The organism is Mesobacillus sp. QJM3NY_10 (genome assembly GCF_056173465.1).
Map to the genome: position 1 here is coordinate 1611948 of NZ_CM149675.1, position 13299 is coordinate 1625246.

Genomic DNA, 13299 nt, shown 5'->3' on the forward strand with positions numbered 1-13299 from the left:
TTTCACTTTATCGGAAATCTGTAACTTTTTATCAGAGTTACCGTCATATTCATAAATAGAAGTGTTTCAAGGGGGCTTTTCATTGTTAAAGAAGATATCTTTTATGGGTTTTTTGTTTGTTTTCCTACTTGCCGGCTGCAGCGGAGGCATGTCACAGGAAGATAGTAAAATGAGTGCTGATGGTGAAAGGAATTCTAGCATGGAAAATGTTAGTGAAGATGAAATTGGTTTCTCAGAATCTGATAAAGCTGATTCCGGGGAGGATGCAAAAGCAGAGGGTCAATCCAGCCAAGAGACAGATGAAGCGGCTGCTCAGCGGATGGTCATCTATAATGCCGAAATGGATATAAGAGTAGACAACTTTGAAAAAGCGCGCAATGCTCTTGAACAGAAAGCAAAAGCGTACAATGGATATATTGTACAGTCAAATTCAAATCGTTATGATGGCGAGCAGCAAAGTGGCACGATGACGTTCAGGATTCCCCAGGAGCATTTTAATGCGTTTTTGAATGATGCTGAAGGTCTTTCAGTTCAAGTTAATAATCGCCACGTAAGCGGGCAGGACGTTACAGAGGAGTATGTTGACCTGGAATCTCGGTTGAAATCAAAGAAGGCCGTTGAAGGGAGGCTGCTTGATTTCATGAAGCAAGCGCAAAAAACTGAGGATCTTTTAAAGATCTCATCCGATTTAGCAGATGTCCAGGAACAGATTGAACAAATCGCGGGCAGGAAGAAGTTCCTCGAAAACCAGACAGCGCTTTCGAGTGTAACCATCACCCTGCAGGAAAATGAAGTGCCAGTTCCGAAAATAGATAACGACAGCCTGAACACCTGGCAGAAAATAAAGAAACAATTTGCTGATAATATTAACATTCTTCTGGCAGCAGGTTCAGGAATCATTGTATTCCTTATTGGAAACCTCCCTATCCTCATGATTGTAGGAGCGATTGTGGCTGCTATCATATATTTTGTAAGAAAAAAGGCAGGACAAAGACAAAATAATAATATTGATTCCAATAGTTAAAAACAAGAAGTGCTGGAGTTGGGTTAAAAAATCATATATAGTTAACCAGGACGAATTATTTATCAATTTCTTAAACAAAACAATAAAAAAACCGTTGCGACAATCGCAACGGTTTTTGCTTATACTTCCATGATGATCGGCAGGATCATTGGACGACGTTTTGTTTTTTCATAAAGGAAAGGTGCTAGAGTATCAGTGATTTCGTTTTTGATTTCTGACCACTGAGTTGTTTTTCTTTCCATAACTTTATTCAAGTGCTTATTGATTAAGCTCTGGGCATCATTGATTAAGTCACCGGACTCTCTCATGTAGACAAATCCACGTGAGATCAGGTCGGGACCTGCTGCAATTTTGAATTCCTTCATATTGATGCTTACCACAACAACGACAAGGCCTTCCTCGGAAAGGATTCGGCGGTCGCGAAGAACGATGTTTCCGATATCGCCAACCCCGCTTCCATCAATGTAAACATTGCCGGAAGGAATCTTGCCAGCGACGCTAACTTCATTATCGCCAAGAGCAAGTACTTCACCGTTATCCATAATGAAGCAGTTCTCTTCAGGAACTCCACAATCAGTCGCGAGTTTCGAATGCATCTTCTGCATGCGGTACTCACCATGGATTGGCATGAAGTATTTTGGTTTGATCAGGCGAAGCATCAATTTCTGTTCTTCCTGACCACCATGACCTGAAGTATGGATGTCATTCAATGATCCATGGATAACATCAGCACCTGCGCGGGAAAGCATGTTGATGGTCCTGTTAACACTGATGGTGTTACCCGGGATTGGTGAAGACGAGAATACAACTGTATCGCCAGGCTGAATCTGGATTTGGCGGTGTGTACCGTTGGCAATCCTTGATAAAGCGGCCATTGGCTCGCCCTGGCTTCCAGTACAAAGGATTGTAACCTGATTAGCAGGGAGTCTGTTGATTTGCTGAGCCTCAATGAATGTATCCTTTGGCGCAGTGATATAGCCTAGTTCTTGTCCGATATTGATAGCTGATTCCATGCTTCGCCCGAATACGGCAACTTTTCTGCCGTTAGCAACTGCTGCTTCTACAACCTGCTGCAATCGATGGATATTGGAAGCGAAAGTAGCGAAGATGATCCGCCCATCCACTTTTCGGAAAATATCATGAATGCTTTCGCCGACACGGCGCTCTGACATCGTGAAATGAGGAACTTCAGCATTTGTGCTGTCCGATAGCAAGCAAAGGACACCTTCTTTGCCGATTTCAGCCATTTTGGTCAAATTGGCTGGCTCACCTACTGGTGTAAAGTCGAACTTGAAATCGCCCGTGTGAACGATTTGTCCAGGAGGCGTTTTCACTACGACACCATATGAATCAGGGATACTGTGTGTAGTCCTGAAGAAAGTGACGGATGTTTTACGGAATTTGATGATATCGTCTTCTTTGATTTCAATCAACTTCGCTTTTCGCAACAGTCCGTGCTCTTCAAGCTTGTTTTTGATCAGGCCAAGTGCAAGCTTGCCGCCATAGATTGGAACATTGATTTCACGCAGTAAATAAGGAATACCGCCAATGTGGTCTTCATGGCCATGGGTAATAAAAAGGCCCTTGATTTTGTCTTCATTTTTAACTAAGTAGGAATAGTCAGGGATTACATAATCGATGCCGAGTAATTCATCCTCTGGGAATTTTATGCCGGCATCAATCAAGATGATTTCATCCTGGAACTGCACACCGTACGTATTCTTACCGATTTCGCCTAATCCACCGAGCGCGAAAACGGCTGTTTGGTCATTTTTAACGAATTTCATAAATTATTCGATCTCCAATACTTCAAAGTCTTCTTTTTGCTTCTCATACTCGTAATAGTTACCCTCAACTGCCTCGACATATTCAATATTATATTGACGGTCAGCAATTTTTGTCCGTACATCTCTCTCAGAGTCACCTTTTACATAAATGGTTTGCGTTTTTTCGCGAACTGGTACTTGCTTGTTTGATTCCTGGAAGTAAACTTTAAAAATCATTAAAAATCTCTCTCCTTAAATTAACTTTTTCTATTTTATAGGCAATTTTCGATGAAACGTTTTGCAGGTTTATGCGATTCCCAGTCTGGAAAATCTCAAGGTAGACGAACTCAAATAAGTAGGTAAAGCATAATTCTGTCAAAACAATATTCGAAATCAGCCTTATATAAAAATTAACAATGTTACCATTGTTATTATCCATCCTGCCATGTTTTCCGCTATTAACCAATTTACAATAAGGAAGGAGCCCTTCGCAAGTTTGAAGGGCTCAAAAAGTTAAGCGATTGTTTTTTTTCGAAGTAAATCTTTCCACTGTTTTAAAAGCTTCTTTCTTAGCTTCTTTAACATAGTGGATCATCTCCTTAGTTCTTATTTTAAACTATCCTTGTCCAAAGTAAAGTAAACAAGGAAAAGTTTAGCAAAGATTATTTTTCAAAATCCTATCTTTTTGTTTATATTATATGATGAAATAGCAAATTTTTTCATGGTTATTGATGGAATGACATAAAATGTCATTGTTTTGACACAGTTTTTCATTTCTTTTTTCTGTACACGCACCAGTGAATTTGATAGACTACCGTGATTACTACATATAAATCAAATTTTGTTTTTAACAAATATTATGAAAAGAGCATTTGGGAAAAAATAAGAAAATACTTTCAAGAAAAGCATCAAAGGAGAAGATCATGAGTAAAATTGTATTTTTTGATATTGATGGTACATTGCTGGACCATGATAAAAACCTGCCGGCGTCTGCTAAAGAGGCGATCGAAACATTGAAGGAAAATGGAGTTTTCGTAGCCATTGCTACAGGACGAGCTCCATTCATGTTCGAAAGTCTTAGAAAAGAGCTGGAGATCGATTCATTTGTGAGTTTCAATGGACAATATGTTGTATTCGAAGGGGAGCCAATTTACCAAAACCCTTTGAATAATAAAAAGATAGAAGAAATATACCAGGAGGCTTCTGATAAGGGACATCCAGTCGTATTTATGAACCACAAGACGATGAAATCGTCAGTGAAGCACCATAATTACATTGAAACAAGCCTTGGTGGTCTGAAGTTCGCCCATCCAGAACATGATGACCGGTTTTATGTAGACCGAGAGCTTTATCAAACACTTTTGTTCTGTGAAGAAGGGCAAGAAGAGTATTACCGGGAGACTTATCCCGAATTCACATTTATCAGGTGGCATCCGTTTTCAGTGGATATTCTCCCGGCAGGAGGATCTAAGGCGGAAGGGATAAAGAAAATGGTGGAGCGATTAGGTTTCAAGCCGGAAGATGTGTACGCTTTTGGTGATGGACTGAATGATCTTGAAATGCTAAAGGCAGTTGGCACTGGGGTAGCCATGGGGAATGCCGTTCCAGAACTGAAAGAACTGGCGAATAAAGTAACCCGAGATGTAGATGACGACGGTATCTGGCATGGATTGAAAGAGCTGAAGTTGATATAGATCAAAGCAATTCGAGAGTAATTGAAATAGGTTTGATATGAAATGCCTGATGATGTTCTGTAGAGGTAGTTATTATGACAGGATGAATAGGAAAACGGAAAAGCTGTCAAGAATATGCCGTAATTATGACAGCTTCAAGCCCATTGAGAGAAAAGCTGTCAAGAATGTGCCGTAATTCAGACAGGTTGGCCGTGAAAAGGCGAAAAGCTGTCAAGAAACCGTGGGAATTATGACAGGTTGAAGGGGTAAAACAGAAAAGCTGTCAAGAATATGCCGGAATTATGACAGGTTCAAGCCCATTGAGAGAAAAGCTGTCAAGAAACCATCGGAATTCAGACAGGTTTAGAGGGTGAAACCGGAAACCTGTCATAAATGAACTCCTATTTAGCCAAAACATACAATATTAGTATTGGTAAGGTAGTTAAAGCCACAAAAAAGCCGAATCACTCAGGATTCGGCTTTTATCTTTCAACTGGCTTTGCATCGGGAACTTCAGCGTATGGATCTTGTTTATTGATGTGGTCGTAAAACATGATGCCATTCAAATGATCGATTTCATGCTGGAATACAATCGCTGGCAGGCCTTTCAGGCGAAGCTTGACTTCGTTTCCTTCAAGATCTACCCCTTTTACCGTTATCCTGGCATATCTCGGCACGAAACCTGGGATTGACTCATCAACTGACAGGCATCCCTCACCGGCTGCAAGGTAGGAACGTTCAACCGAATGGCTGACGATTTTTGGGTTGAAGAGGGCATGGCTTAATGAATTATCTTTTTCATCAGTCACATGAACAGCTATCATTCTTTTCGATACGTTTATCTGTGGTGCGGCAAGGCCGATTCCGGGACGGAGCCCATATTTTTGGGCAACTTCAGGGTCCTGGCTGTTTTTAACATATTCAATCAGGCTTTCAAGAACTGCCTTATCTTCCTGTGTAGGAGGCATAGGAACCTCTTCCGCGACTTTTCGGAGCACGGGATGTCCATCACGGACGATATCATTCATCGTCAACATTAACTTCACCTCTAGTATGTAATAATGTTAAGTCTATCAAATGAACAGTAAAAAGTTAACTAGAAATGTTAAAAGAGAGAGGGGCTAGCCCTCCCTCTTTCCTAACTGCATAAGAAAGCATTGAGCATTAAGATTAGTGTCCAGCTCCAGCGCCTAGCCAGTTTTCATCCCTGCTAGTGCTTCCTCGAGTATCTTGCGAGAAGCGTAAGCTGTGAGCAGCTAGAGTCGTTTGTCTAGCTACGTCTCCTAACTCCTCGAGACGCTTCGGTCCTGCCAATGAAGTCAAAAAGCGACTTCACTGTCAGGGCCTCTAGCGTTTGCGCTTTTCTAATTAAAACTTCCAGCAGGCGCAGCCAACAATGATCAACAGGATGAACAACACGACAATCAAAGCGAATCCATTGCCATATCCTGCTCCTGCCACGGGATAACCACATCCATATCCGTAACCGTGCATTAGGAAACCTCCTCAATTGTATTTTTCGCCCGTAAATCGGTCGATTGCTATAGCCTATGCACAAGAAAATATAAAGTGTAGGCGTAAGCCTAGAGCATAAACACACTGAGGAGTGAATATATTTAGGAAAGGACAAGCATTTACCACTTCCAGCATTAACAATTATTCCCGCAAAATTTCATATCTATTGTCAAATCCCGTCGCAATCGCTATAGTAAAATTGGTATCAATGAGGAGGTTATTATTTTGTCCATAATCAAAAAAATAAGTTTAGCTATTATAATGATGGCTGGAGTTTTCAGTCTAGCTGGGTGTCTGGACAAGCAATCACCAGAGGAGAAAATGTTTGAAGCGCTTGAGAAGGTCGTTTCAATTGAAAAAGGGTTTGAGGATCAGCAGGATCCGCTTGTAGAGTTGGAGAAGAAGGAAAAGGAACTTTACGAGCAAATCATTTCACTTGGAATGAAAGAATATGACCAAATTGTTAAGCTGGCAGATGAGGCATTGGCTATAGCTGACAAACGTGCAGAACATATTGATAAAGAAAAAGAAAGTATAGATGAATCTGAAAAAGAGTTTGGAAATGTAGACGAAATCATCGACGAAATAGATGACTCAAACCTGAAGAAACAGGCAACCGAACTGCAGGCGACTATGAAAGAAAGATATGGAGTTCATGACAAGCTTTATGAAAACTACAAACAAGGACTCCAATATGACAAAGAGCTTTATGAAATGCTTAAAGATAAGGAATTAAGCTTTGAGAAACTAGAAGAACAAATCAATAAAGTGAATGAAGTATATGAAATTGTCTTGAATAACAATAAAGAATTCAATGAAAAGACTGACCAGTATAATCAAAAGAAAATGGATTTTTACAAAAAAGCTGGAATAGAAGTTAGCACGGATAAGGAAAAGTAATAAGTGAAATGTAAAGCCGCTTTTAATAGCGGCTTTTTATTTTGCATTTAATGAAGCAGGTACAACCCCAGATTAAGGACCTGATGAAGGTTCATGCCTGCAACTGGGAGTACAACCCATCTGAACCCACTTCACAGCACTAATACAGTTCGAATCGAAAGTATTTATTATAGTACAGTAATTAATAAATAGTGATACAGTTACTTTTTCGAGATAATAACATACCGATAGTGAATAAAATTAAAAAAGATGAAACATAGTATTTGACGGACTTATTTTCGTGTTGTAAACTAAAAAACGAATGAGCGGATTGTATTAATCCATTTGTGTTTTTCACTGATACAGTATTTTTGGCATAAGAATGGTGAAATAAAAGTTTTTTTATACTAAATCTGTGGAAAACTAAAGAATGGTGTGTTCAAGTGGTGTTCCAAGCAAAAGTTTTTTGAAAAACTTCTTGATTCATTATTGATCGGCCAAAAAACAATTCAGCTCTGACATGTATTTAGAAACCCGGGGAAGTTTATCCTGATATTGGGTAACCTATTTTTGTATATTCAATTAAAATTCATGAAGTATGAAAGGAAGAGGTGGCTCTGATGGCATCTAAAACAAAAAACAACACTTTTGATGCAGTGAAGCAGCTCGAAAATGTTGAAAGCCAATTTGAAATGTTCCAAATTTTGAATGAAGAGGGCGAAGTCGTAAATGAATCGGCAATGCCTGAGCTTTCGGACGAGCAATTACAAGAATTAATGAAGCGTATGGTTTATACAAGGATTCTGGACCAGCGTTCAATTTCATTGAACCGCCAGGGACGCCTAGGATTCTATGCTCCTACAGCAGGACAGGAAGCTTCCCAGCTTGCATCTCAATTTGCACTTGAGAAAGAAGACTTTATCCTTCCGGGATATCGCGATGTTCCCCAAATGATCTGGCATGGACTTCCGCTAACGCAAGCGTTCTTGTTCTCACGCGGACACTTCAAGGGTAATCAAATACCTGAAGGCGTAAATGTCATTTCACCACAAATCATCATTGGTGCACAATTCATCCAGGCGGCTGGTGTTGCTCTTGGAATGAAAAAGCGTGGAACAAAAGCAGTTGCCGTAACTTACACAGGTGATGGTGGTTCATCTCAAGGTGATTTCTACGAAGGTATCAACTTTGCAGGTGCATACAAAGCACCAGCAATCTTCTTCGTTCAAAACAACCGTTTCGCGATTTCTACTCCAGTTGAAAAGCAGACTGCTGCTCAGACAATTGCTCAAAAAGCTGTTGCTGCTGGTATCCCTGGTATCCAGGTTGACGGAATGGACCCGCTTGCAGTTTACGCAGTTACTCTTGAAGCACGTAAGCGCGCTGTTAACGGAGAAGGTCCTACATTGATCGAAACAATGACTTACCGTTACGGTCCACATACAATGGCTGGTGACGATCCAACTCGTTACCGTACATCTGATCTGGACAATGAATGGGAAAAGAAAGATCCATTAGTACGTTTCCGTAAGTTCTTGGAAAAGAAAAACCTATGGACTGAAGATATGGAAAACGAAACAATCGAACAAGCAAAAGAAGAAATCAAAAACGCTATCAAAGAAGCGGATGATACTCCTAAGCAGAAAGTAACTGAACTTATGGAAATCATGTATGAAGAAATGCCAGACCACTTAAAAGAACAGTATGAAATATATAAAGAGAAGGAGTCGAAGTAAGCCATGGCTCAAATGACAATGATTCAAGCAATTACAGACGCTCTTCGCGTAGAGATGAAGAACGATCCAAACGTACTTGTATTCGGGGAAGACGTAGGCGTCAACGGCGGTGTGTTCCGTGCGACTGAAGGCCTTCAAAATGAATTTGGAGAAGACCGCGTATTTGATACACCGCTAGCAGAATCCGGAATTGGCGGATTGGCGATTGGTCTTGCACTTCAAGGTTACCGTCCTGTTCCTGAAATCCAATTCTTCGGTTTTGTTTTCGAAGTTATGGATTCTATTGCAGGACAAATGGCTCGTATGCGTTACCGTTCAGGCGGCCGCTACAGCTCGCCAGTAACAATCCGTTCACCATTTGGCGGTGGCGTACATACTCCAGAGATGCACGCTGACAGCCTTGAAGGAATGGTTGCACAGCAGCCTGGTCTAAAGGTCGTAATCCCATCAACTCCATATGATGCAAAAGGATTGTTGATTTCATCCATCCGCGATAACGATCCAGTCATTTTCCTTGAGCACATGAAGCTTTACCGCTCTTTCCGTCAGGAAGTACCGGAAGAAGAATACACAATTCCACTAGGAAAAGCAGATGTTAAGCGTGAAGGAAAAGACCTTTCAATCATCACTTATGGTGCTATGGTTCACGAATCATTAAAGGCAGCTGAAGAGCTTGAAAAAGAAGGTTACTCTGTAGAAGTAATCGACTTAAGAACAGTAATGCCTTTCGATATTGAAACAATCATCGCTTCTGTTGAAAAAACAGGAAGAGCGATTGTCGTGCAGGAAGCACAAAAACAAGCTGGTATGGCTGGACAGATAGTTGCAGAAATCAATGATCGTGCAATCCTTAGTCTCGAGGCACCTGTGTTGCGCGTAGCAGCTCCAGATACTGTGTTCGCATTCTCTCAAGCAGAATCTGTTTGGCTGCCTAACTACAAAGATGTAATTGCAACAGCTAAAAAAGTACTTACATTCTAATTAATCGTTGAAATTATAAAGGTTTGATAAAAACTTAGGAGGGTGAATTCCATTGGCATTCCAATTTAAGCTGCCAGACATCGGTGAAGGTATTCACGAAGGTGAAATAGTCAAGTGGTTCGTAAAGCCTGGCGATAAAGTCCAGGAAGACGATGTACTTTGCGAAGTGCAAAATGACAAAGCGGTTGTTGAAATTCCTTCACCTGTCGCTGGTACAGTCGAAGAAGTTTTAGTAGAAGAAGGAACAGTAGCAACAGTAGGACAGGTTCTTATAACGTTTGATGCACCAGGTTATGAGGATCTTAAGTTCAAAGGTGAAGACGAACATGCACCTGCTGAACAGCCTAAACAAGAAAAAACTGAAGCTCAGGTTCAGTCTACAATGGAATCTGGTCAAAAAATTGAAAAAGAAGCAGCAGAAGCTCCTGCTCCTGCAGGTCAAACTGGTGCTGGCGCAGCGGCTGCACCACAAGCAGAGGTTGACCCTAACCGTAATATCGTGGCAATGCCTTCTGTCCGTAAATACGCACGTGAAAAAGGAGTTGATATCCGTCAGGTTGCTGGTTCAGGCAAGAACGGCCGCATTATTAAAGGTGATATAGACAACTTCCTAAGCGGAGGCGCTCCTGCAGCAGCTGCTCCACAGGCAGATCAAGCACAGGCAGCACAAACTGAAGAGGCACCTAAAGCTGCAGCAGCTCAGGCAATTCCAGAAGGACAATACCCTGAGACACGCGAAAAGATGAGCGGAATCAGAAAAGCGATCGCTAAGGCAATGGTTAACTCCAAGCATACAGCTCCACACGTTACTTTAATGGACGAAGTGGATGTCGCAAAACTTGTCGCTCATCGCAAAAAGTTCAAAGAAGTAGCTGCAGAAAAAGGAATCAAGCTTACATTCCTTCCTTATGTGGTAAAGGCATTAACAAGTGCATTGCGTGAATACCCTGCGTTGAATACATCTCTTGATGATGCAACAAGCGAAATCGTCCACAAGCACTATTATAATATTGGTATTGCAGCAGACACAGATAAAGGCTTGCTTGTTCCAGTCGTGAAGGACGCTGACCGGAAATCTGTATTCTCTATCTCTAATGAGATCAATGAACTGGCAGGAAAAGCTCGTGATGGAAAGCTTGCTCCAGATGAAATGAAAGGTGCTTCTTGCACAATCACGAACATCGGATCTGCTGGCGGACAATGGTTCACTCCGGTTATCAACCATCCGGAAGTTGCAATCCTTGGAATCGGCCGAATTGCAGAAAAGCCAGTAGTCAAGGATGGAGAAATTGTAGCTGCTCCTGTACTAGCGCTTTCCCTAAGCTTCGACCACCGCATGATTGACGGCGCTACTGCACAGCACGCTTTGAATCACATCAAGCGCCTGTTGAACGATCCAGAACTATTGTTAATGGAGGGGTAATAAATGGTAGTAGGAGATTTTCCAATCGAAACTGATACTCTTGTCATTGGTGCCGGCCCTGGCGGATATGTGGCAGCGATTCGCGCTGCCCAGCTAGGCCAAAAAGTAACAATCGTGGAAAAAGCAACTCTTGGCGGAGTGTGCCTGAACGTGGGATGTATTCCTTCAAAAGCTTTGATTTCTGCAGGCCACAGATTCGAAAACGCTAAGCATTCTGAGGATATGGGTATCATAGCGGAAAACGTCACGCTTGATTTCTCTAAAGTTCAGGAATTTAAGGCTGGAGTCGTAAAAAAACTAACTGGCGGCGTCGAAGGTCTATTGAAGGGCAACAAAATCGATATCGTAAGTGGTGAAGCTTATTTTGTCGATTCCAATACGATTCGTGTAATGGATGAAAATTCAGCCCAGACATATACTTTCAAAAATGCGATTATCGCTACTGGATCTCGTCCAATCGAGATTCCAGCTTTCAAATACTCCAAGCGCGTCCTTGATTCAACTGGAGCACTTAATCTTCAGGAGCTTCCAGAGAGCATCGTCGTTATTGGCGGAGGCTACATTGGAACTGAGCTAGGCGGAGCATACGCAAGCTTTGGCACTAAGGTGACAATTCTTGAAGGCGCAGACGAAATCCTTAATGGATTCGAAAAGCAAATGTCAGCCCTAGTAAAACGCAACCTAAAGAAGAAGGGTGCAGAAATCATCACTAAGGCACTTGCAAAGGGTGTCGAAGAGACTGAGTCTGGCGTAACAGTTGCGTATGAAGTAAACGGTGAAGAGAAGAAAATAGAAGCAGACTACGTATTTGTCATGGTAGGAAGAAAGCCTAACACTGACGAACTAGGACTTGAACAAGTTGGCATCGAGATGTCTGACCGTGGCGTTATCAAAATCGACAAACAATGCCGCACAAGTGTAAGCAACATCTATGCGATTGGTGACATTGTTGAAGGACCGCCACTTGCACACAAAGCATCTTATGAAGGTAAAATTGCTGCTGAAGCAATCGCTGGACATCCTTCAGAGATCGACTACCTGGCAATCCCAGCAGTTGTATTCTCTGATCCAGAATTAGCATCAGTTGGTTATTCTGAAAAGGAAGCGAAAGATGCAGGCATCAATATTACAGCATCTAAATTCCCATTTGCTGCAAATGGCCGTGCACTATCACTAAATCAGACAGACGGCTTCTTGAAGTTGATCACTCGTAAAGAAGATGACATTGTCATCGGTGCTCAAATCGCTGGCCCGAATGCGTCTGACATGATTGCAGAGCTTGGTCTTGCTATTGAAGCAGGTATGACTGCTGAAGACCTGGCAATGACAATCCATGCTCACCCAACTCTCGGTGAGATTACCATGGAAGCTGCAGAAGTAGCACTTGGAAATCCGATTCATATCGTAAAATAAACATAAAAAAATCCTTTCCATCAGGAAAGGATTTTTTTATGTTTTGGCTGGTTTTAGTATGAAAGTTTACAAACCTGATAATGAAGGGCTTCGGCGCTCTTATTCTTCCTGCTCCCTAACTGATAATGCATTCGAAACGAGAGCCTTATTCATTATTCAAGACAGCTGATAGAGGTTCGATAATCTGATCCTTTGTTACATTGCCATTCACATTGGCAAGTACTTGATCCTGATGAACGACCAGGATTGCCGGGAACTGTTTTACCTTAAAAAGGTCATAGTATCTATTGGCGTTTGCTGCGGAAATGACGACAATTTTATCAAATTCGGCAGGATATTCTTTCTTTAATTCAATAATAGCATCATAATAGGATGCTTCTTGTTTATAGTTCTCATCATCGGAAAAGAAAACGACTTGTTTTATATCTTTATTTAGTTCCAATTGATCTGAATCGTTGACTGGGTTGCATGAAGCAGTAAGAAATAGGAACGTAGCGACAAAAACAAAAGACAAACTTTTCATTTATCTTTGCCTCACTTTTTTTCGGATTGTTGTTTCACACGAGTAACTGATTGTCCATATTCTATCACAGCGATTTCCAAAAGAATGGAATGTTATTGAATTGTTACATAAATGAAAAATATCCGCACCGACCGGACATATACTAGTAAAAAGATCTGAATGTTTATCTTACACTGACTTGGGAAAAAGATAATTTAGACATGGTGGTGGAGGGTTTGAAGGTGTATACAGTATTGCTGCTTCAATTAATTATCTGGAGTGGATATACCTTAATAGAATGGCTATCCAAACACGATCATCCGATTTATAATGGTATTATGTTCTTGGTGTTTTTCTATTTAGCAATAATAATAGGCAATAATATAG

General features: G+C 41.3%; 12 protein-coding genes. 7 read left to right on the forward strand and 5 right to left on the reverse strand.

The window, feature by feature from the left end:
• Positions 1-82: 82 nt before the first annotated feature.
• Positions 83-1024 carry a DUF4349 domain-containing protein gene (locus AC0VX7_RS07980; RefSeq protein ID WP_475427400.1) on the forward strand — a complete coding sequence of 314 codons (942 nt, stop codon included), beginning with the start codon at positions 83-85 and terminating at the stop codon, positions 1022-1024.
• Positions 1025-1143: 119 nt separating this feature from the next.
• Here AC0VX7_RS07980 and rnjA read toward each other — a convergent pair whose 3' ends face one another.
• Positions 1144-2811 carry a ribonuclease J1 gene (gene rnjA / locus AC0VX7_RS07985; protein WP_102262040.1) on the reverse strand — a complete coding sequence of 556 codons (1668 nt, stop codon included), beginning with the start codon at positions 2809-2811 and terminating at the stop codon, positions 1144-1146.
• Between the two features lie 3 nt (positions 2812-2814).
• Positions 2815-3027, reverse strand: coding sequence for a DNA-dependent RNA polymerase subunit epsilon (locus AC0VX7_RS07990; protein WP_475427401.1), 213 nt, complete (start codon positions 3025-3027; stop codon positions 2815-2817).
• 686 nt (positions 3028-3713) lie between these two features.
• Here AC0VX7_RS07990 and AC0VX7_RS07995 point away from each other — a divergent pair.
• The gene (locus AC0VX7_RS07995) at positions 3714-4484 is read left to right on the forward strand and encodes a Cof-type HAD-IIB family hydrolase (RefSeq protein ID WP_475427402.1); all 771 of its coding nucleotides are present in this window, start codon (positions 3714-3716) and stop codon (positions 4482-4484) included.
• 461 nt (positions 4485-4945) lie between these two features.
• Here the strand turns inward: AC0VX7_RS07995 and def are convergent, their stop codons facing one another.
• Together def and AC0VX7_RS08005 are read right to left on the reverse strand one after the other, a co-directional pair.
• The gene (gene def, locus AC0VX7_RS08000; protein WP_475427403.1) at positions 4946-5500 is read right to left on the reverse strand and encodes a peptide deformylase; all 555 of its coding nucleotides are present in this window, start codon (positions 5498-5500) and stop codon (positions 4946-4948) included.
• A 331-nt stretch (positions 5501-5831) separates the two neighbouring features.
• On the reverse strand, positions 5832-5957 hold the full coding sequence (locus tag AC0VX7_RS08005; RefSeq protein ID WP_084135439.1) for a YjcZ family sporulation protein: 126 nt from the start codon (positions 5955-5957) through the stop codon (positions 5832-5834).
• Between the two features lie 246 nt (positions 5958-6203).
• Between AC0VX7_RS08005 and AC0VX7_RS08010 the strand changes: the two genes are divergently transcribed.
• The 5 genes from AC0VX7_RS08010 to lpdA all read left to right on the forward strand — a co-directional run bounded on the left by AC0VX7_RS08010 (position 6204) and on the right by lpdA (position 12410).
• Positions 6204-6878, forward strand: coding sequence for a YkyA family protein (locus tag AC0VX7_RS08010; protein WP_475427404.1), 675 nt, complete (start codon positions 6204-6206; stop codon positions 6876-6878).
• Positions 6879-7477: 599 nt separating this feature from the next.
• Entirely contained in the window at positions 7478-8593 is a 1116-nt protein-coding gene (gene pdhA / locus AC0VX7_RS08015) for a pyruvate dehydrogenase (acetyl-transferring) E1 component subunit alpha (protein ID WP_475427405.1), read from the forward strand.
• Positions 8594-8596: 3 nt separating this feature from the next.
• On the forward strand, positions 8597-9574 hold the full coding sequence (locus tag AC0VX7_RS08020; protein WP_102262045.1) for an alpha-ketoacid dehydrogenase subunit beta: 978 nt from the start codon (positions 8597-8599) through the stop codon (positions 9572-9574).
• Between the two features lie 52 nt (positions 9575-9626).
• Positions 9627-10997: a dihydrolipoamide acetyltransferase family protein gene (locus AC0VX7_RS08025; RefSeq protein WP_475427406.1), complete on the forward strand. Its 1371-nt coding sequence runs from the start codon at positions 9627-9629 to the stop codon at positions 10995-10997.
• Positions 10998-11000: 3 nt separating this feature from the next.
• Positions 11001-12410 (forward strand): dihydrolipoyl dehydrogenase, encoded by a 1410-nt coding sequence (gene lpdA, locus AC0VX7_RS08030; protein WP_215033015.1) that lies wholly within the window; start codon positions 11001-11003, stop codon positions 12408-12410.
• Positions 12411-12555: 145 nt separating this feature from the next.
• On the opposite strand, the gene AC0VX7_RS08035 is transcribed toward lpdA, so the two are convergent.
• On the reverse strand, positions 12556-12933 hold the full coding sequence (locus AC0VX7_RS08035) for a hypothetical protein (RefSeq protein ID WP_084135468.1): 378 nt from the start codon (positions 12931-12933) through the stop codon (positions 12556-12558).
• Positions 12934-13299: the final 366 nt, after the last annotated feature.

Excerpts from the sequence above, each read along its gene's own strand:
- rnjA (WP_102262040.1), bottom strand. The coding sequence starts at position 2,811 with ATGAAATTCGTTAAAAATGACCAAACAGCCGTTTTCGCGCTCGGTGGA.
- AC0VX7_RS07990 (WP_475427401.1), bottom strand. The coding sequence starts at position 3,027 with ATGATTTTTAAAGTTTACTTCCAGGAATCAAACAAGCAAGTACCAGTT.
- AC0VX7_RS07995 (WP_475427402.1), top strand. The coding sequence starts at position 3,714 with ATGAGTAAAATTGTATTTTTTGATATTGATGGTACATTGCTGGACCAT.
- def (WP_475427403.1), bottom strand. The coding sequence starts at position 5,500 with ATGTTGACGATGAATGATATCGTCCGTGATGGACATCCCGTGCTCCGA.
- AC0VX7_RS08005 (WP_084135439.1), bottom strand. The coding sequence starts at position 5,957 with ATGCACGGTTACGGATATGGATGTGGTTATCCCGTGGCAGGAGCAGGA.
- pdhA (WP_475427405.1), top strand. The coding sequence starts at position 7,478 with ATGGCATCTAAAACAAAAAACAACACTTTTGATGCAGTGAAGCAGCTC.
- AC0VX7_RS08020 (WP_102262045.1), top strand. The coding sequence starts at position 8,597 with ATGGCTCAAATGACAATGATTCAAGCAATTACAGACGCTCTTCGCGTA.
- lpdA (WP_215033015.1), top strand. The coding sequence starts at position 11,001 with ATGGTAGTAGGAGATTTTCCAATCGAAACTGATACTCTTGTCATTGGT.
- AC0VX7_RS08035 (WP_084135468.1), bottom strand. The coding sequence starts at position 12,933 with ATGAAAAGTTTGTCTTTTGTTTTTGTCGCTACGTTCCTATTTCTTACT.